Source organism: Telluria sp. AIW5, assembly GCF_056680575.1.
The window spans coordinates 3,216,680-3,235,978 of sequence record NZ_CM155289.1 but is presented as its reverse complement, the minus strand read 5'-3'; the positions used below and the strand labels follow the sequence as shown (position 1 = coordinate 3,235,978).

General features: G+C 65.2%; 19 protein-coding genes. 1 reads left to right on the top strand and 18 read right to left on the bottom strand.

The genetic code is table 11. The features are described from left to right. Position 1 precedes the first annotated feature (1 nt). Complete coding sequence (locus AC1MEM_RS14325; RefSeq protein WP_499471463.1) at positions 2 to 1,348, top strand: chemotaxis protein CheW; 1,347 nt, start codon at positions 2 to 4, stop codon at positions 1,346 to 1,348. On the opposite strand, the gene AC1MEM_RS14320 is transcribed toward AC1MEM_RS14325, so the two are convergent. From AC1MEM_RS14320 to rpsB, 18 genes are all read right to left on the bottom strand, one after another. Beyond that, positions 1,338 to 1,925 (bottom strand): DUF6151 family protein, encoded by a 588-nt coding sequence (locus AC1MEM_RS14320; protein WP_499471461.1) that lies wholly within the window; start codon positions 1,923 to 1,925, stop codon positions 1,338 to 1,340. The two genes, AC1MEM_RS14325 and AC1MEM_RS14320, sit on opposite strands and share 11 nt — an antisense overlap. A gap of 35 nt (positions 1,926 to 1,960) precedes the next feature. Beyond that, the gene (locus AC1MEM_RS14315) at positions 1,961 to 3,157 is read right to left on the bottom strand and encodes an EAL domain-containing response regulator (protein ID WP_499471459.1); all 1,197 of its coding nucleotides are present in this window, start codon (positions 3,155 to 3,157) and stop codon (positions 1,961 to 1,963) included. A 68-nt stretch (positions 3,158 to 3,225) separates the two neighbouring features. Continuing rightward, positions 3,226 to 4,011, bottom strand: a complete 786-nt coding sequence (locus tag AC1MEM_RS14310) for a TrmH family RNA methyltransferase (RefSeq protein WP_499471457.1) — start codon at positions 4,009 to 4,011, stop codon at positions 3,226 to 3,228. Further along, entirely contained in the window at positions 4,008 to 4,691 is a 684-nt protein-coding gene (rnhB, locus tag AC1MEM_RS14305; protein WP_499471456.1) for a ribonuclease HII, read from the bottom strand. The genes AC1MEM_RS14310 and rnhB overlap by 4 nt, the downstream gene beginning before the upstream one ends. Before the next feature lie 149 nt (positions 4,692 to 4,840). After that, positions 4,841 to 6,007, bottom strand: coding sequence for a lipid-A-disaccharide synthase (gene lpxB / locus AC1MEM_RS14300; RefSeq protein ID WP_499471454.1), 1,167 nt, complete (start codon positions 6,005 to 6,007; stop codon positions 4,841 to 4,843). After that, positions 5,991 to 6,791 (bottom strand): acyl-ACP--UDP-N-acetylglucosamine O-acyltransferase, encoded by an 801-nt coding sequence (lpxA, locus tag AC1MEM_RS14295; protein WP_499471452.1) that lies wholly within the window; start codon positions 6,789 to 6,791, stop codon positions 5,991 to 5,993. Before lpxA ends, lpxB begins: the two co-directional genes overlap by 17 nt. Continuing rightward, positions 6,791 to 7,294 carry a 3-hydroxyacyl-ACP dehydratase FabZ gene (gene fabZ, locus AC1MEM_RS14290; protein ID WP_499471450.1) on the bottom strand — a complete coding sequence of 168 codons (504 nt, stop codon included), beginning with the start codon at positions 7,292 to 7,294 and terminating at the stop codon, positions 6,791 to 6,793. Before fabZ ends, lpxA begins: the two co-directional genes overlap by 1 nt. Beyond that, positions 7,287 to 8,330 carry a UDP-3-O-(3-hydroxymyristoyl)glucosamine N-acyltransferase gene (gene lpxD / locus AC1MEM_RS14285; RefSeq protein WP_499477650.1) on the bottom strand — a complete coding sequence of 348 codons (1,044 nt, stop codon included), beginning with the start codon at positions 8,328 to 8,330 and terminating at the stop codon, positions 7,287 to 7,289. The genes fabZ and lpxD overlap by 8 nt, the downstream gene beginning before the upstream one ends. 49 nt (positions 8,331 to 8,379) lie before the next feature. Then, positions 8,380 to 8,910 carry an OmpH/Skp family outer membrane protein gene (locus tag AC1MEM_RS14280; protein ID WP_499471448.1) on the bottom strand — a complete coding sequence of 177 codons (531 nt, stop codon included), beginning with the start codon at positions 8,908 to 8,910 and terminating at the stop codon, positions 8,380 to 8,382. 41 nt (positions 8,911 to 8,951) lie between these two features. Next, positions 8,952 to 11,309 (bottom strand): outer membrane protein assembly factor BamA, encoded by a 2,358-nt coding sequence (gene bamA / locus AC1MEM_RS14275; protein ID WP_499471446.1) that lies wholly within the window; start codon positions 11,307 to 11,309, stop codon positions 8,952 to 8,954. A gap of 78 nt (positions 11,310 to 11,387) precedes the next feature. After that, entirely contained in the window at positions 11,388 to 12,725 is a 1,338-nt protein-coding gene (gene rseP, locus AC1MEM_RS14270; protein WP_499471444.1) for an RIP metalloprotease RseP, read from the bottom strand. Positions 12,726 to 12,727: 2 nt separating this feature from the next. Further along, positions 12,728 to 13,906: a 1-deoxy-D-xylulose-5-phosphate reductoisomerase gene (ispC, locus tag AC1MEM_RS14265; protein ID WP_499471442.1), complete on the bottom strand. Its 1,179-nt coding sequence runs from the start codon at positions 13,904 to 13,906 to the stop codon at positions 12,728 to 12,730. Positions 13,907 to 13,917: 11 nt separating this feature from the next. Next, a complete protein-coding gene (locus tag AC1MEM_RS14260) occupies positions 13,918 to 14,751 on the bottom strand; it encodes a phosphatidate cytidylyltransferase (RefSeq protein ID WP_499471440.1) in 834 nt (277 codons plus the stop codon). Further along, positions 14,751 to 15,503, bottom strand: coding sequence for a polyprenyl diphosphate synthase (uppS, locus tag AC1MEM_RS14255; protein ID WP_499471438.1), 753 nt, complete (start codon positions 15,501 to 15,503; stop codon positions 14,751 to 14,753). Before uppS ends, AC1MEM_RS14260 begins: the two co-directional genes overlap by 1 nt. Positions 15,504 to 15,655: 152 nt before the next feature. Beyond that, positions 15,656 to 16,216, bottom strand: coding sequence for a ribosome recycling factor (gene frr, locus AC1MEM_RS14250; protein ID WP_499471436.1), 561 nt, complete (start codon positions 16,214 to 16,216; stop codon positions 15,656 to 15,658). A 31-nt stretch (positions 16,217 to 16,247) separates the two neighbouring features. Then, a complete protein-coding gene (gene pyrH, locus AC1MEM_RS14245) occupies positions 16,248 to 16,964 on the bottom strand; it encodes a UMP kinase (RefSeq protein WP_499471434.1) in 717 nt (238 codons plus the stop codon). A 309-nt stretch (positions 16,965 to 17,273) separates the two neighbouring features. After that, positions 17,274 to 18,182: a translation elongation factor Ts gene (gene tsf / locus AC1MEM_RS14240; RefSeq protein ID WP_499471432.1), complete on the bottom strand. Its 909-nt coding sequence runs from the start codon at positions 18,180 to 18,182 to the stop codon at positions 17,274 to 17,276. Positions 18,183 to 18,333: 151 nt separating this feature from the next. Beyond that, positions 18,334 to 19,083 (bottom strand): 30S ribosomal protein S2, encoded by a 750-nt coding sequence (rpsB, locus tag AC1MEM_RS14235; protein WP_499471430.1) that lies wholly within the window; start codon positions 19,081 to 19,083, stop codon positions 18,334 to 18,336. Positions 19,084 to 19,299: the final 216 nt, after the last annotated feature.

The window sequence follows — 19,299 nt, the reverse complement described above, 5'->3', positions numbered from 1 at the left end:
GATGGGCGCTTCCCTGCCTGCGCGGTCCGCGTGCCTGGCCGCCGCCGGCATCGGCGCGGTCCGCCTCGGCATCCCGGTCGAGGCCGTGGTGCAGGCGATTGCCGTGCCGGAAAACCCCGCGCTGCTGCCGCGGCGCCAGGGCGCGCTGTGCAGCATCATCCTGCACGAGGGCGTGCTGGTGCCCGTGGTCGACCTGGCGCGCTGGGTCGATGTCGGGACCGCGCGCAGCGGGCGTAGCGGCTCCGCCCGCATCCTGGTGTTGCGCGCGGCCGGACGTACCATTGGCCTGCAGGTCGACTCGGTCGACGGCCTGGTCGAGCTGCCCCGGGAGGCGATTGCGCGCCTGCACCATGACGACAGCGAGGAGGAAGTATTTCACAGTGCTGCGCGGGTGCCGGGCAGCAGCGCTATCCTGAGCGTGCTGGATGTCGACCGCCTGGCCACGCTTGCCGCGAGCTGGCACGCCGGCGATGCGCAGGAGCCGCTGCCGCAAGCCACCGCCCCGCAGCTTGAACAGGCGACCCGCGACTACGCGCTGCTGCAGCTGGACGGGGTCCGGCTCGGGATCGCGGCCGCCGACCTGATCGAAGTCATGCCGATGCCGGCGCTGGGGCGCTTCGGCGGCGGCATCGACAGCGCCTGGTGCCGCTGGCGCGGCCGTCACCTGCCGGTGCTCGCACCAGGCGCCCTGCCCGGCCTGCCGGACGCGGACACGGCGCCGCTGCTGGCCGTGGTCGAACATGGCGGATTGGCGCTCGGCCTGCCGCTACGGGCCGCATTGGCGCTGCAGGCCTTTGGTGCTGCTGCCTGCGGCGAAGCCGGCGCCCTCACGGCGACCGTCTACGGCGCGGACGGCAAGGAGCTGCGCCTGCTCGATACCGCCGCCCTGTTCGCGCGTTTTCCCGAAGCGCTGCTGAGCAAGGAGGCGCCGGTCGCCGCGACCGGGCCAAGCGCGGCCCGGGACGGCGGCATCGTCAACGACAGCGCCTACATCGTATTCGAGGCCGGGCAACTGGCTGCGACACCGATCGCCGCGGTCGAACGGATCCTGCCCCTGGCGCCGGGCGTGCCTGGCACGACGATGCCGTGGGGTGGCGCCGCTATTGCGCTGGTCGACCTGCGCCCGCCGGCGCAAGCAGGCGCGCCCGGCCATGTGCTGGTGGTGTCGAATGGTGCGCAGCCGGCCGCTTTCGTGGTCACGCGCGTCGAGCTGCTGGTGCCGAGCGGCAGCGGCAGGCTGTATCGCCTCGGCACCAGGCCGGGCCGCGAGCTCGACTTCATCACGGTCGATGCAATCGGGGGCCAGGTGAGCTACCGGATCGTCGACCTGCCCGGCTTCAAGGGGTGATCGCGGCGCGCTCTTCGCGCGTCAGCACGCGCGGCGCGCGGATCGGCGCGCCGGCCGCATCGAAAAAGGGATTGTCGCGGTAGCCCCCGCCGATGCGGGCCTTGACCAGCGTGGCGCCGATCCTTGCCACCGCCAGCACGGCGCGCACCGGCGTCGCTTTCACTGCCCCATGGGCTGAGGCCGTGTTGGCGGTGAAGCGGGAACGCCCCAGCACGCGGTCGAGTTCTTCGGCTGGGGCGTCGAGGCAGGCGCGCACCAGCCCGACATACGACATTTTCGGATCGCGCGGCGTATTCCCGACCGGCGTATCGCAGCAGGACGCATACCAGCGGTAGATGCCTTTGGGGCTGAGCGACATGCATGCCAGGTGTTCGATCCCCGCGGTGAAACGCACGGCAGCCGGCAAGGCCGCCTCGACTTCGGTGCCGCCGGCAGCATCGAGCACCTGCACTTCCGCTCTCAGGAAGCGCGCGAAGGCCTGGCAATCCTTGCAGTAGCAAACTGCACGCGCCGCCACGCGCTGAGCATCCACCTCACCCTGCAGCTTGCCGCAGCGGCAACGCAACGCAATATTCATCCGCCTTCCCCCTCAGTGAGAAAATCGAAGCGGGCTCAGAAAAAGTGACGCCAGTCTTCCAGCCAGCCCGGGAAGGCACTGGCTTCCATCGGATTGGCGATATGGTAGCCCTGCGCGTAGGTGCAGCCCAGGCCCTGCAGGAAGTCCCAATCCTGCCGCGTTTCCACGCCCACCGCGACCGACATCCGGTCCAGGCTGTGCGCCAGGCCCAGGCAGGAGCGCAGTACGGTGCCGAGCGGACGCCGCTTCGAGGCGCCGTCGACGAAGCTGCGGTCGATCTTGAGTTCGGTGAACGGGATGCGCGCCAGCAGTTGCAGGTTCGAGCGCCCGGTGCCGTAGTCGTCGATGGCGAGGCCGAAGCCCATCATCCGCAGGCGCACCAGGCGCTCGATGAAGTTCGGGTCGGTGTTCAGCACCGAGGACTCGGGCATCTCGAAGGTGATGTAGTCGGGCAGTACCGCGTGGCGGCCGAGGCAGGCGGTAATCTGGCGGATGAAGGCCGGGTGCGCCAGCGTCTCGGGGGCCAGGTTGATCGAAATCGAGATCTGCGTGCCCTGGTCGTGCAGCCAGCGGCAGCGCTCGACCGACAGCTCGATCATGCTCCAGTCGAGAAAGTCGATGCGGTTGTTCTGTTCCAGGGCCTCGATGAAGGCGCCGGGGCCGAGCAGGCCGTGTTCCGGGTGGTTCCAGCGGGCGAAGGCCTCCAGGCCTTTCACCCGGCCGGTGGCGAGCTCGATCTTCGGCTGGAAGAAGGGCTCGAATTGGCGCTTTTGCAGGCCGTTGCCGATTTCGGCGAAGGTGAAGCGCGGCGTGCTCTCGACCGCGCCGTGCATGGCGCCTGGTGCGTAGTTGTCGAGCAGGGGTTTGAGCTTGGCGGCGGTGACCGGCTTGGAGATGGAACCGAGCAGGTCGATGCCGTAGGCCTGGGCCAGGGTCTCGACCGAGAACAGCAGGTTGGCCGGCTGGGCGCCGGTGACGACGAGGCTGATGCCGGAATCGAGTCCTGCCAGGTTGCGGATCAGCTCCAGCCCATCCATGCCGGGCAGCGCCAGGTCGATGATGGCAACGTGCACGCGCGGCGTGAAGCCGGCCTGGAAGGAGCGCAGCGCCATGTGGCCGTCGGGGACCTCGGTGACGCGGGTCGCGCCCAGGCGCCCGAGCATCTCGACCAGCGCGGCGCGCTGGGTGCTGTCGCCCTCGGCTACCAGAAAATGCAAATGCGCGATGTCCATCTTGACTCCACAGGTTGTTGGCGCGAGCTTACAAGGTCAGGAGCTTACCCCAGCGGCACCAATGCCGTCTATGCTGCGCGCTGGCGCAGCTGCTCGAAGAAGCAGATCGCCGCGGCGGCCGCCACGTTCAGCGACTCGACCTGGCCCGCGTGCGGGATCACGACCTGGTGGCTCGCGCGCGCCATCAGGTCGGCGGCGACGCCCTGTCCTTCGTGGCCCAGCAGCCAGGCCACCGGACCGCGCAGGTCGACCTCGTACAGCTTTTGCTCGGCATAGCCGCTCATCGCCAGCACGGAAATGCCGGATGCATCGATCAGGGCGGCGAGATCGACGTTCTCGAAGATCTCGAGCACGAAGTGCGCGCCCATCGCCGCGCGCAGCACCTTCGGCGACCAGCAGAAGGCGGTGCCGGCGCTGCAGAACACCTGGGTGATGCCGGCCGCGCCGGCGCTGCGCAGGATCGAGCCGACATTGCCCGGATCCTGCACGCCGTCGAGCAGCACCGCCGACACGGTCAATGCCTGCGGCTGGACCGGGGCCGGGGTCTCGACCATGAACAGCAGGTTCACGCCATGTTCGACCTGGCTGAGGGCGCCGAACAGCGCGTCCGGCAAGGCGGTGACGTGGCCGCGCAGGCTTTCGCAGCGCGCGACGATGTCAGCGACTTCAGGGTTGTGCAGCGCGCCTTCCGAGACCACGCAGTGGCCCGGGGCGCCGCGCAGGTCGAGCCAGGACTGGCACAGGTGGACGCCGTCGAGCAGCGTGCGCCCGGCCTTGCGGCGCGCCTGCGAGCTGGCGGCCAGCGCCTTGAGTTCCTTGTAAAACGGGTTATCGCGCGAGCTGACGGTCTTCATGCGAACGCGGCACCTTCGAGTACGCCGTCAATCGCGGGCGCTGCGAACAGGTCGACCTGCAGCAGGTTGCGCACCGGGGCGAACGAGCGGCGATGCACCGGCGACGGGCCGTGCAGGCGCAGGCGTTCCAGGTGGAGCGCGGTCGAATAGCCCTTGTGCTGGTCGAAGCAGTATTGCGGATACTGCGCGTGCAGGCGCACCAGCTCGGCGTCGCGCGCGGTCTTGGCCAGGATCGAGGCGGCCGAGATTGCGTGGCACTTGTCGTCGCCCTCGATCACGGCGTGGGCGCGGATCGCCATCGGTGGACAGCGGTTACCGTCGATCAGGGCGATGGTCGGCAGCGTCGAGAGCGCTTCGACGGCGCGGCGCATCGCCAGCATGGTGGCGTGCAGGATGTTCAGGGTGTCGATCTCTTCGCAGGAGGCTTCTGCAATCGCCCAGGCCAGCGCGTATTCGCGGATCTGCGGCGCCAGCTCGTCGCGACGCGCCTCGGTCAGCTTTTTCGAGTCGCGCAGGCCCTCGATCGGCCGCTTCGGGTCAAGGATGACGGCGGCGGCGTACACCGGACCGGCAAGCGGACCGCGGCCGGCCTCGTCGACGCCGCAGACGATGTCGAGGTCGGTGAAGGGACGCAGCCGCGGCGGCAGGCCTGGGTAGAAGTTGACGCGTTTTTTGCTCATGATGCTTGTGTTGTTGATTCTATGTTCAGGGGCGGTGTCTGGAAGACGCGATTCGACCCGGATCCGTGCGTAACGCGTGGGCATGCCCACCCTACGGTATGCATCAGTCCGTGGCTGCGGTGTACCGTAGGGTGGGCATGCCCACGCGTTTACGGACGGATGATTCGCAGCACAGCCTCTGCACTCAGCGCGGCGCTGTCGCGCAGGAGGCCATGATGCATCTCCATGAAGCGCGACGCAAGCCGGTCGCGTCCCGCCGCGTCGTTCAGTTGCGTCCATACCGCATCGGCCAGCGCTTCCGGCGTCACCGCGTGCTGCAGCAGTTCCGGCACCAGGAACTCGCGCGCCAGGATGTTCGGCAGGCCGATCCAGGGCTGGTAACCCATGTGGCGCATGATTTCCCAGGACGCGCGCATGACCTTATATGCAATCACCATCGGCTTCTTGAACAGCGCCACTTCCAGCGTCGCCGTCCCCGAGGCCACCAGCACCGCGTCGGCCGCGGCGATCGCGGTATGCGAGTTGTCGACCACCTTGATGTCGATGTCTTTCAAACCCGCCTGCGCCACGATCTCGTCGAAATACACGCGCTGCCTGTCGCCCGCCATCGGCACCACGAATGTCAGGCCGGGGTCGCGTTTTGCAAGCAGCCCGGCCGCGCGCACGAACGGCTCGGCCAGGTATTTCAGTTCGCCCATGCGGCTGCCCGGCATGACGGTGACGACGCGTGCATCCGGCGCGAGGCCCAGCGCCGCACGTGCCGCCGCCACATCGGGCAGCAGCGGGATCGTTTCCGCCAGCGGATGGCCGATATAGGTCACCGGCACGCCGGCATCCTTGTAGATCTGCTCTTCGAACGGGAAGATCACCAGCATGTGCGAAACCGCGCGCTGGATCTTCTTGATGCGCCCGCCGCGCCAGGCCCAGATCTGCGGGCCGACGAAGTGCACGGTCGGTATCCCGCCTGCCCTCAACTGCTCTTCCAGCCCGAGATTGAACCCGGGGTAGTCGGCGCCGATGAAGGCGGCCGGACGTTCTTCCAGCAAGCGGTCGCGCAGGCGGTTCTGGATGCCCTTGATCTCGCGGTAGCGCGGGATGATCTCGAAGAGGCCGCGCACGGTCAAGGTCTCGAGCGGAACGTCCGACACCAGCCCCTGCTCGATCATGCGCGGGCCGCCGATGCCGTGGAAGCGCGCGTTGGGGAGGTGGGGACGCAGCCCCGCCAGCAGGCGGGCGGCGAGAATGTCGCCGGACACCTCGCCGGCGACCAGGGCCAGGCTGATCTCCGAAGACGCGGCTTCAGCGGACGATGCCACGGGTGGCTGCGCCGAGGAAGTCGCGCATGGCGCGGATATCGGCCGCCGCGTCGGGCAATGCCTCTTCTTCCTGGACCAGGGCCGCCTTGGCTTCTTCCAGCGTCAGGTTCGAGCGGTAGATCAGCTTATAGGCACTGCGGATGCCGTCGATCTGGCTGCGCGTGAAACCGCGCCGTTTGAGGCCTTCGACGTTGACGCCGCGCGCGCCGGCCGGATTGCCCGACACCAGCACGAAGGGCGGCACGTCCTGGGTCAGGCTGGTGTACATGCCGATGAAGGCATGCGCGCCGATCTTGCAGAACTGGTGCACGCCGGCGTAACCCGACAGGATGGCGTGGTCGCCCACGTGGACGTGGCCGGCCAGCTGGGCGTTGTTCGAAAAGATCGTGTGGCTGCCGACCTGGCAGTCGTGCGCCAGGTGCACGTAGGCCGAGATCCAGTTGTCGTCGCCCAGGCGCGTGACGCCCTCGTCCTGCGCGGTGCCCAGGTTGAACGTGACGAACTCGCGCACGGTGTTGCCGCTGCCGATTTCGAGGCGGGTGGGCTCGCCGTTCCACTTTTTATCTTGCGGCGCGGCGCCGATCGAGCCGAACTGGAAGAACTTGTTGTCCTTGCCGATCGTCGTATGGCCTTCGATGACCACGTGCGGACCCACGACCGTGCCGGCGTCGATGCGCACGTTCGGGCCGATGATCGAATACGGGCCGACCTCGACCGAGCTGTCCAGCTCGGCCTTCGGATCGACGATCGCAGTCGCGTGAATCCTGGGAACTGCGTTCGTCATTACTGCCCCGCTGCTGCCGGCGCCTTGGCTTCGGCGTTATCGTTGGCGCGGATGGTGCACATCAGTTCACCCTCGACCGCGACCTTGCCGTCGACGCTGGCGGTGGCCTTGTACTTCCAGATGCCGCGCGAGACGCGCAGGATCTCGACGTCCATCACCAGCTGGTCGCCAGGCCCGACCGGGCGCTTGAAGCGCGCGTTGTCGATGCCGACGAAATACACGACCGAATTCTCGTCCGGCTTCACGTCCATCGTCATGAAGGACAGGATGGCGGCCGTCTGCGCCATCGCCTCGATCATCAGCACGCCCGGCATGACCGGCTGGTGCGGGAAGTGGCCATTGAAGAATTCTTCGTTGACGGTCACGTTCTTGATCGCGGTGATGCGCTTGCCCACTTCGACGTCGAGCACGCGGTCGACCAGAAGCAGCGGATAGCGGTGCGGCAGGTATTCCTTGATCTCGGTGATGCCGAGGGTACGCTTTGCGGTGGTAGTGTCAGTCATGTTCGCGCTTATTTTGGTCGGTAATCGTTTTAATTGTTTTTTCGAGGGAGCGGAGCTTGTCGCGCATCGTGTTCAGGTTCCGCACGATGGCTGCCGATTTTTCCCACTCGGCGTTCTTCGCGAGCGGATAAAAGCCCGTGTACTGGCCCGGTTCGAGCACCGAACGCGAGACCATGCTGCCCGAGGAGATGTGCACGTTGTCGGCGATCTCGAGGTGGCCCAGCACCATCGCCGCGCCGCCGAAGGTGCAGCGGCTGCCGATCTTCGCGCTCCCGGCCACGCCGACGCAGCCGGCCATGGCCGTGTGCGCGCCGATATGGCAGTTGTGGCCGATCTGGATCTGGTTATCCAGCTTGACGCCGTCTTCGATGACGGTATCGGCCAGTGCGCCGCGGTCGATCGAGGTGTTCGAACCGATGTCGACGTCGTCGCCGATCAGCACGCGGCCGGTCTGCGGGATCTTGATGTACACGCCCGCTTCGTTGGCGAAGCCGAAGCCGTCGCCACCGATCACCGCGCCCGAGTGGACGATGCCGCGCGCGCCGATGCTGCATTTCCTGTGGAAGGTGACGTTGGCGAAGAGGTGCGTGCCCTCGCCGATGACGCTTTCCTTGCCGATGAAGCAGCCGTGGTCGATGACAGCGCCGGCTTTCACCACCGCGCGGGCTTCGATCGTGACGTGCGGCCCGATGTGGGCCGTCGTATCGATGTGCGCCGACGGATCGACGACCGCGCTCGGATGGATGCCCGGCACGGGCGCGGCTTCTTCCAGCGACACGAAGTATTGCGCGGCGCGTGCGAAATAGGCGTAGGGGTTGGTGGTGACGATGCGCGCACCGGTATAGGTGGCGGCGACCGACGGGTCGTCCAGCGGCGACAGGATCAGCGCCGCGGCTTCGCTCTGGGCGGCCAGCGCGCGCAGCTTGCTGTTGGAGAGGAAGCTGATCTGGCTGGGGCCGGCGCTGTCGAGCGGCGCGATCGAAGCGACCATGAGGTCCGGGTCGCCGGTCAGCTGGCCGCCGAAGCGCTCGACCAGGTCGCCGAGGCGCACGCCCGGCTGTGTTTGTTCGCGATGTTCCAAAATATTACTTGTCCAGCTGTTTCAGGATCCGGTCGGTGATGTCGATGCGCGGGCTCGACCACGCCGCTTCCTGCAGCACGGCGTCGAGCTTTTCCTGCTCGGCGATCTGTTCGATCAGTTTATAGGCCCTGGTGGCGATGGCCGCGCGCTCTTCGCTCTTGCGCTGCATGAGGTCTTCGGTGAACTCGCGCTGCATGCGCTGCACGTCCTTCTCCATGTCGAACAGTTCGCGCGCGCGGCGGGTGCGTTCGATGTCGGACAGGCGCGGCGCGTCGGCGTCGAACTTTTCGCTCATCTGCTTGAACTTCGCCACCATCTCCTCGGTCGTCTTCTGGCGCTTCGAGAATTCGGCCTGGATCTTGGCATCGGCCGCCTTGGCCATTTTCGATTCGGTCATCAGGCGCTCGGTGACCACGAAGCCGATGCGGCTCGGGGCCGTCTGCGCCCCGGCCAGCGGAGCGGCAGCGCACAGGGCTGCCAGCAGCAGCGCATGCGGCAAGGTGCGTGGCAGGGAGGCTATCGGATTTTTCAACATATTTCTCCGCGATGAAAGGGGTGGAGCCGATGGGCGCCCGGTCAGAAGCCCGTGCCCATCTGGAACTGGAAGCGCTCGAGCCGGTCGCCCGGTTTCGCGTTCAGGGGCTTAGCATAACTCAAGCGCAGCGGACCCACCGGCGAAATCCAGGACAGGCCGATACCGGCGGCGTAGCGCAGCTCGCCGAGCATGATCTTCGACTTCTCCTGGTACACCTGGCCGCCGTCGACGAAAGTGAACCAGCGCAGGCTGCGGTCCTTGCCGCCGCCCGGGAACGGGAACTGCAGCTCGGCGCTGCCGATCACGCGCTTCGAGCCGCCGATGGCGTCGCCATACACCGGGTCGACCACGCCCAGGGTCGAGCTCTCGTAGCCGCGCACCGAACCGATGCCGCCGGCATAGAAGTTTTTAAATACCGGATACGAGTTCTTGCCGATGCCCTTGCCGTAGTCCAGCTCGCCGCGCAGGGCCAGCGTCATCCAGGAGGTCAGCGGACGATACCACTGGTGCTCGTAGACGGCGCGGAAGTATTTCGAATCGCCGATGAGGTCGACCTCGAGGTTGGCGCGCTGGTAGCGGCCGATGGTCGGCGTCAGCGCGCTGTCGCGGCTGTCGCGGCCCCAGGCCACGGTCAGCGGGATCGAGGTGCTCTTGCCGGTGCCGACGCCGTAGGTCGTCGGGTCGGCCGGGTTGTTCGGCCCGCCATTCTGGGCCACGAAATTGCGGTACAGGGCCGGGCTGGTGGAGTCGGTTTCGAGCGAGGTGCGCTCGAGGCCCGCGCCGAAGTAGACGGTGTCGATCTCGGAGAACGGCACGCCGAAGGTCATGTTGCCGCCCGTCTGGCGCACCGTGTAGGAACCGATGTTCGTCAGCGGCGGCCGCGTCGTGCGCAGGTAAAGCTGGAAGGCGCGCGAGATGCCGTCGTCGGTGAAGTACGGGTTCGTGTTCGAGAACGCGATGGTGCGGCTGTACTTCGAGGTGTTCAGGTCGATGCCGACGGTCTGGCCGCTGCCGGCGAAGTTCGCCTGCTGCACCGAGGCCGTGAAGGTGAATTTCTCGGCCTGCGAGAACGAGCCGCCGACCATGAAGTTACCGGTCGGCCGTTCCTCGACCGTCAGGTTGACGTCGACCTGGTCGCTGGTGCCCGGCGACTCCGGCGTGTCGACTTTCACTTCCTTGAAGTAGCTGAGGCGGTCGACGCGGTCGCGCGAGAGCTTGACCTTGTCGGCGTCGTACCACGAGCCTTCGAACTGGCGGAACTCGCGGCGGATGACTTCGTCGCGGGTGACGGTGTTGCCCGAGATGTTCACGTGGCGCACGTAGGCGCGCTTGCCCGGATCGACGACGAAGGTGAAGGCGACTTCGCGCTTCTCGCGGTCGATCTGCGGTTCGGCGTTCACGTTGGCGAAGGCGTAACCGAACTGGCCGAGGCGCGCGGCGATGCGCTTGTTCGACGCTTCCTGCAGCGCGCCGGAATAGGTCTTCCCCGGCTGCAGGACGATCAGCTGGCGCAGCTCTTCCGCGCGACCGAAGGTCTCGCCTTCGAGCTTGACGCTCGAGACGGTGTACTTCTCGCCTTCGGTGATGTTGATGGTGAGGTAGATGTCCTTCTTGTTCGGCGTGATCGAGACCTGGGTCGATTCGACGGTCGCCTCGAGGTAGCCGCGGTCGAGGTAGAAGGACTTGATCGCTTCCAGGTCGCCGGTCAGCTTGGTCTTCGAGTACTGGTCGGCCTTCGAGTACCAGGTGAACCAGCCCGAAGTGGACAGCTCGAACACCTTGCGCAGCTCCTTGTCGGAGAAGGCCTTGTTGCCGACGATGTTGATGCCCTTGATGCGCGCGATCTCGCCTTCGTCGACGTTGAACATGACGTTCACGCGGTTGCGCTCGATCGGGGTGACCGTGGTCGTGATCTTCACGCCGTACAGGCCGTGCGACAGGTACTGGCGCTTGAGTTCCTGCTCGGCGCGGTCCACTGCGGCCTTGTCGTAGATTTTCGCTTCGCCGACGCCGATGTCTTTCAGCGCCTTGACCAGCATGTCCTTCTCGAATTCCTTGGTGCCGGTGAAATCGACCGTGTTGACCGCCGGACGTTCCTCGACCAGCACCACCAGCACGCCGTTTTCTTCTTCGAGGCGGATGTCCTTGAAGAAGCCGGTCGCGTACAGGGCCTTGATCGCGGCGATGCTCTTGTCGTCGTCAAAGGTCTCGCCCACGCGCACCGGCAGGTAGCTGAACACGGTGCCGGCTTCGGTACGCTGGATGCCTTCGATGCGGATGTCCTTGACGACAAACGGATTGACGGCAAGCGCAGGAGACGCGCACAGGGCAAGCACGGCTGCGCCGATCAGGCTGCGGCGAATGAACGGCAGGGCAAAACGATCTGGTTGTGATTTCATTGGCTAATCAGTCATTGGACAACGTACATATTCTTGTTTGCCGGTGGCGAGCGCGCAGCGCTCCAGGCCATGAAGGCCCTAGAGCCGCTGCGAGAGGTCATTGAAGATGGCGAGCGCCATCAGCATGAACAGCAGGGCCACCCCCGCGCGCTGTGCGAATCCCTGGATTCGCTCGGACAGGGGACGCCCGGTCAAAACTTCCAGCGAATAATACAGCAAATGCCCCCCATCCAGCACTGGAATTGGTAACAGATTCATTACACCGAGGCTCACGCTGACGACCGCGATGAAGCCCAAAAAGGTCGCCAGGCCCATGCGTGCGGTCTGTCCGGCGTAGTCCGCGATCGCGATCGGACCGGTGATGTTCTTCAGCGAGGCTTGCCCCGTGACGATCTTGCCGATCATCTTGAACGTCAGCGCCGTCATCTCCCAGGTACGGCGCGCGCCCTTGGCCACGGCCTCGAAGGGCCCGGCCTGCACCGTGACGCGCTCGATGGCCTGCGCCAGCTGCACGCTGGCCAGGCCCTGCCCTTTCGCGTCCTTCGCAGGCGTGAGCGACAATGCGAGGGTTTGACTCCCGCGCCTTACCTGCAGCTGCAGCGTGCGGCCAGGCGCGGCGCGTACCGCCTGCACGAAGTCCACCGCACTGGCGAAGGGCTTGCCGTCGGCGCCGAGCACGACGTCGCCCGGCTGCAAGCCGGCGCGCTCCCCCGCCCCGCCCGCAGCCGCCTTCTCGACGCGCGGCATGCCGATCCAGACGTCCAGGCCCAGCATCGTCATCAGGTCGGCGTCGGGGCCGGGCTCCTTCACCGACGCGGCGGGAATCGTGGCCGCGTACTGGCTGCCGTCGGCGCCGCGCACGGTGAGGTGCGCATCGATCTTGTCGACGGCGAGATGGGTCAATTGCCAGCGCAGGTCGGACCAGGCGGCAACGGGCTCGCCGTTCACGGCGACGATGCTGTCGCCGCCGCGCAGGCCGGCGACCCAGGCCGGCGTGTTCGAGGCCATCGGGCGCAGCTTCGTGCCGGGTTCTTCGGTGCCATGCATGAACAGGGCCGCAAACAGGAGAATCGCCAGCAGGAAGTTGGCAACCGGGCCGGCGGCGACGATGGCGATGCGCTTCCAGACGTTCTGGCGCATGAAGTCGCGCGCGCGGTCCGCTTCGTTGGTCGGCGTGGTGGCCGGGTCGCGGCTGTCGAGCATCTGCACATAGCCGCCCAGCGGCAGCGCCGACACGGCCCATTCGGTCTGGTCGGGGCCGAAGCGGCGCGACCACAGGACCTTGCCCATGCCCACCGAGAAGCGCAGCACTTTCACGCCGCAGGCGCGCGCGACCCAGTAGTGGCCAAGTTCGTGGAAGACGATGAGCGGCCCCAGCGCCAGCAGGAAGGCGGCCGCGGTAAACAGGAAGCCCATGGTCAGCTCCGGGAGATGGTGGCGACGATGGTTGAGGCGGCGACGCGGGCGCGCGCATCCTGGGCCATCACGGCCTCGATGTCGCGCGCCGCGCCGTGTGGATTTTCGTCCATCACGCGGCGCACGACGCGGTCGATGTCGCGAAAACCGATGCGCTCGTTGAGGAAAGCGTCGACCGCGATTTCGTTGGCGGCGTTCAGCAGGGCCGGCGCCGTGCCGCCTTCACGCAGGGCGTCGAAGGCGAGCGCGAGGCAGGGGAAGCGCACGTAGTCGGGCTTGTGGAACTGCAGCGCGCCCATCGTGGTGAGATCGAGCTGGGCCACACCCGAGTCGATGCGCTCCGGGTAAGCGAGCGCGTGCGCGATCGGCGTGCGCATGTCGGGGTTGCCGAGCTGGGCCAGCACCGAGCCGTCGACATACGAGACCATCGAGTGGATCACGCTTTGCGGGTGGATCACGACCTCGATCAGGTCGGCCGGGGCGCCGAACAGCCAGTGCGCCTCGATGACTTCCAGGCCCTTGTTCATCATGGTCGCGGAATCGACCGAAATCTTGCGGCCCATCGACCAGTTCGGGTGCTTGCAGGCCTCAAGCGGGGTCACGTCTTCCAGCGTCTCGACGGCGCGGTTCAGGAAGGGGCCGCCGGACGCGGTCAGCAGGATTTTCGCCACGCCGGAATTCGCCGGCGTGCGTGCGTAATTGCTCGGGAGCGATTGGAAAATTGCATTGTGCTCGCTGTCGATCGGCAGCAGGGTCGCCTTGTGCTCGCGCACCGCGTCCATGAACAACTGGCCCGACATGACGAGCGCTTCCTTGTTCGCGAGCAGGATTTTTTTACCGGCGCGCGCTGCGGCCAGCGCCGGTGCCAGGCCGGCCGCGCCGACGATCGCCGCCATCACGGTGTCGGTATCGGGGCTGGAGGCGATTTCGCACAGGGCCGCTTCGCCGTGGGCGATGTCGATGTCCAGGCCTTGAAGCAGGCGCGCCAGTCCGGCCGCCGCCTCGGGCGTGCCGACCACCGCGCGCTGCGGGCGGAAGGTGCGGCATTGCTGCGCCAGTTCTTCGACGCGGCTGTGCGCGGAGAGTGCGTAGACACGGTACTGTTCGGGATGGCGCGCGAGCACGTCGAGCGTCGAGACGCCGATCGAGCCGGTGGCGCCCAAAATGGTGATGCTTTGCATGGTAAAACTCCTTACAACCAGGCGCCGATCAGTGCCGCCAGGGGCAGTACCGGTACCAGGGCGTCGATCCGGTCGAGCACCCCGCCGTGACCGGGCAGCAGGTTGCTGCTGTCCTTCATTGCGGCGCGGCGCTTGAGCTGGGATTCGAACAGGTCGCCGACGATGCTGGCGGCGACGATCAGGATCAGGATGGCATACGTGGCAGCCCAGCCGAGGCTGGCCTGCACGCGGACCGGGAAGGTATTCGCCAGCGCGTCCCTGCCGAACACGATCACCAGGGTGGCGATCACGAGTACGGCGATGCCCCCGCCGATCGCGCCTTCCCAGGATTTGCCGGGCGAGATCGATGGGGCCAGTTTACGCTTGCCGAAAGCTTTACCGGAAAAGTAGGCGAAGATGTCGGCGGCCCAGACGATGGCCATCACCGACAGCAGGTACAAAGGCGAATACGAGAACAGCGCGGCAATGGCGGCGAAGCAGCCGACCAGGGCCACGGCATAGGTGACGCTCAGCAGCGTGTTGGGGGTGCTGTCCAGCGCCGGCAGGCCGATCTTGAGCGAGGGCAGGAAGCGCAGCGCCCACAGCAGCAGGCTGACCACGAACCAGAAGGTCGGGGCCGCGCCCTTGTTGGCGACGAAAAAGGTCCAGGCAAAGGCGGCGGTCCAGAACACGGCGACCACGAGCGCCTTGCCGGAGGTCGGATTGAACAGGCGGAAGGTTTCCCAGATAGCGGCGCCGAAGAACACGGTCACCACCACCGCGAAGGCCGTGAAGTTGTTGGAATACAGGACCGGCAGCAGGACTGCCAGCAGCACGAGCGCGGTGAGGATCCGGGTTTTCAGCATCAGCTTTTTTTCTTGGCCACTTGTTCGCCGGTGCGGCCGAAACGGCGCTCGCGGCTCTGGTAGGACGCGATCGCCGCGTCCAGCGACTCGACCGAGAAATCCGGCCAATAGGTGTCGGTAAAATACAGCTCGGAATAGGCCAGCTGCCACAGCAGGAAGTTCGAGATGCGCTCTTCCCCGCCGGTGCGGATGAACAGGTCCGGCTCGGGCGCGTAGGCCATCGCCAGGTGCGGCGCGAGCATGTCTTCGGTGTAATCCGTCACGCCAGGATTGCTTACCACCATCTTGCTGGTCGCCTGCATGATGTCCCAGCGGCCGCCGTAGTTGGCGCACACGCTGACGGTCAGGCGCGTATTGCCGGCGGTGCGGCGCTCGGCATTGGCGATCATCTCGCGCAGCTTGGCATCGAAGCGCGACAGGTCGCCCACGACTTTCAGGCGGATGTTATTCGCGTGCATCTTGGAGACTTCACGCTCGAGCGCGGTGACGAACAGGCGCATCAGGAGCGACACTTCTTCTTCGGGGCGGCGCCAGTTTTCCGAGGAAAACGCAAACAGGGTCAGGTATTCGACCCCGCGTAGCACGCAGGCTTCGACCACGCCGCGCACCGCTTCCACGCCCTTGACGTGCCCGGCCACGCGCGGCAGCAGGCGCTTCGTCGCCCACCGGCCATTGCCGTCCATGATGACGGCGATATGGCGCGGGACGGCCGGCACGTCGGGAACTACGGTCGTCGAACTCTTAAAGATCATAAATCCATTGCCAATCATGGCGATTACGGTAAGAAAGCGGGCGCTTTCCGGATTGTGCCCGGCAAGCGTTCGCTCCTGCCATTCAATTACTATTCGTTACTTCTTGCGCGCCGGCAGGCCGATGCCTGCTACCTGGTCCGGCGCCAGACATGTTACACGGTCAGGACTTCTTTTTCCTTTTCCGCGAGCAGCTTGTCGATGTCGGCGACGAACTTGTCGGTCAGCTTCTGGATATCGTCCGAGGAGCGGCGCTCGTCGTCTTCGGAGGCCGTCTTGTCCTTGACCATCTTCTTCAGCTGCTCGTTGGCGTCGCGACGGATGTTGCGCACGGCAATCTTCGCGTCTTCGGCTTCCGACTTGCACAGCTTGACCATTTCCTTGCGGCGCTCTTCGGTGAGCGCAGGGGTCGGCACGCGGACCAGTTCGCCGAAGGTGGACGGGTTCAGGCCCAGGTCGGAATCGCGGATCGCTTTTTCGATCGTGCTCAGCATCTTCTTTTCATACGGCTGCACGCCGATGGTGCGGGCGTCGATCAGCGTCAGGTTGGCGACGCCGCTCAGCGGGGTCGGCGAACCGTAATAGTCGACCATGATGTGGTCGAGGATGCCGGTGTGGGCACGGCCGGTACGCACCTTGGCCAGGTCGGCACGCAGGGTTTCGATCGACTTGGTCATGCGCTCTTGCGCATTCTTTTTTACGTCAGCTAAGGACATGCTGCTCTCCTGTTATTGGGTATGTCAGTTATTAAACGTGTACCAGTGTACCTTCGTCTTCGCCCATGATCACCCGCCTCAGGGCGCCCGGCTTGACGATCGAAAACACCTTGATCGGGAGTTTCTGGTCACGGCACAGCGCGAACGCGGTGGCGTCCATCACCTGCAGTTGCTTCGAGATCGCCTCGTCGAACGAGATCGACTCGTAACGGGTGGCGTTCGGGTCCTTCTGCGGGTCGGCGGTATAGACGCCGTCGACCTTGGTGGCCTTCAGGACGATCTCGGCGCCCACTTCGGCGCCGCGCAGGGCGGCCGCGGTGTCGGTGGTGAAGAAGGGGTTGCCGGTGCCGGCGGCGAACACGACGACCTTGCCCTCTTCGAGGTATTGCAGCGCTTTCGGGCGCACGTAAGGCTCGACCACCTGGTCGATGCCGATGGCCGACATCACGCGCGCGGTGATGCCGACGTGGCGCATCGCGTCGGCCAGTGCCAGCGCGTTCATGACGGTGGCCAGCATGCCCATGTAGTCGGCGGTGGCGCGGTCCATGCCCTGCGCACCCGGCGCGACGCCACGGAAGATGTTGCCGCCGCCAATCACGACCGCCAGCTCGACACCCAGCTCCGCCACTTCCGCGACGTCGGCGACCATGCGATCGATGGTCGCGCGGTTGATGCCGAACTGATCGTCGCCCATCAGCGCTTCGCCAGACAGTTTAAGGAGGACTCGTTTGTAGGCTGGTTTTGTCATGATGAAGCGCTCTCCTAAATGTTTGATTCGAATTCGGGTCCGGCTGCAGGCTGTGCCTGGAGCCTCATCTGCAAATGTACAGATGGCGGGCAAAAGAGCGCGCACGCTCCGTAGGGTGGGCGCCCCGTGCCCACGCGGAATGGGGCGTCATGTCAACGCCTGCCATGCCCTCGAACACGGCAAACACGATGCCGGCGTTCGCGTGGGCACGGGGCGCCCACCCTACAAACCCGGCCGTTTCGCCCGATGCGGATAAGCGGACCGTAAACGACCAGGTTAAAAAAACGGGCCTTGCGGCCCGCTTTCACATTACTGCTTGTTGGCAGCCATCTGTGCTGCAACTTCTGCTGCGAAGTCGTCGACCTTCTTCTCGATGCCCTCGCCCACGACGTACATCGTGAAGCCCTTCACCGTGGTGTTGGTGGCCTTCAGCATCTGCTCGATCGACTGCTTGTCGTTCTTGACGAAGGTCTGGTTCAGCAGCGACACTTCTTTCAGGTACTTCTGGACCGAACCTTCGAGGCGCTTGGCCAGGATTTCCGGCGACTGGGCAGGCTTGCCTGCGGCAGCGGCTGCGTCAGCATCTTCCTGGGCCTTCAGCTGGGCGACCGAACGCTCTTTCTCGATCAGTTCGGCTGGCACGCCTTCCGACGACAGGGCGACCGGCTTCATCGCGGCGATGTGCATCGCGACGTCCTTGCCGACTTGCTCGTCCGCACCGTCGTAGTCGACGATGACGCCGATACGGCTGCCGTGCAGGTAGGAAGCCAGCTTGCCGGTGGTCTCGAAACGCTGGAAGCGGCGCACGGTCATATTTTCACCGATTTTGCCGATCAGTGCCGAACGCAGTGCGTCGAAGGTCTGGCCGCCGACGTCCAGCGCCGACAGGGCTGCCACGTCGGCAGGGTTCTGTTCGGCGACCAGCTTGGCTGCCAGGTTGGCCATGGCCATGAATTCGTCGTTCTTGGCGACGAAGTCGGTTTCGCTGTTGATTTCGACCAGCGCGCCGACGTTGCCGGAGATGTAGCTCGCAACCACGCCTTCGGCGGTGATGCGTGCCGATGCCTTCGATGCCTTGCCGCCCAGCTTGACGCGCAGGATCTCTTCGGCACGACCCATGTCGCCTTCGGCTTCGGTCAGGGCCTTCTTGCATTCCATCATCGGTGCGTCGGTCTTCGCGCGCAGTTCACCTACCATCGCTGCAGTAATCGCTGCCATGTTTTTCTCCTAAATGTGTTCAGAGTCGCGAACGCCACGGTGAGCGTCCACTCGATAATTTCTTACTAATTCTGTACTTAAAAAAAGGGGTGCGCAGCCATGGCCCAGCACCCCTTTTTTAGTCGCGGCAGGCGCCCGGCCCGCCTACAACTTATGCCTGCTCGGAGACTTCGACGAAGTCGTCGCCGCCGGCCTTGACCATTTCAGCAACTTCGTTGGTGGCGTTGGCACGGCCTTCCAGGATCGCATCGGCGACGCCGCGTGCGTACAGGGCGATGGCTTTCGACGAGTCGTCGTTACCAGGGATCACGTGGGTGACGCCTTCTGGCGAGTGGTTGGTATCGACGATGCCGATGACCGGGATGCCCAGCTTGCCGGCTTCGGTGATCGCGCCCTTGTGGTAGCCGACGTCGACGACGAAGATTGCGTCAGGAACGCCGCCCATCTCCTTGATGCCGCCGATCGATTTCTGCAGCTTGATCATTTCGCGCGAGAACATCAGGGCTTCTTTTTTCGACAGCTTCTCGACCGAACCGTCTTCCACTTGCGCTTCCATGTCCTTCAGGCGCTTGATCGAGGTCTTGATGGTCTTGAAGTTGGTCAGCATGCCGCCGAGCCAACGCTGGTCGACGTAAGGGACGCCAGCGCGCTGGGCTTCAGCGGCGATGAGGTCACGCGCCTGGCGCTTGGTGCCGACCATCAGGATCGTGCCGCGGCTGGCCGAGATCTGCTTGATCGTCTTCATCGCATCCTGGTACATCGCCATGGTCTTTTCCAGGTTGATGATGTGGATTTTGTTGCGATGGCCGAAGATGAACGGTGCCATCTTTGGGTTCCAGAAACGGGTCTGGTGGCCGAAGTGAATACCGGCTTCCAGCATTTCGCGCATAGTAACGGACATGTAATTCTCCAGGGTTAAATTCTTGAATATCGGCCAGTCACCCTTTGGGGCACCCTTGGCGGCCGGATTCGCGATTTTGAATAAATAAAATAAACAACTTTGACAACATTGCCGGACCTCAGCCCAAGCAACCCGAGATTCTAACGGGATTTGGTGCTTATTTCAAGCGTTGCGTGTCGGGCGCAGCGCATTCGCGTATTACCTTGCCGGCTCTTT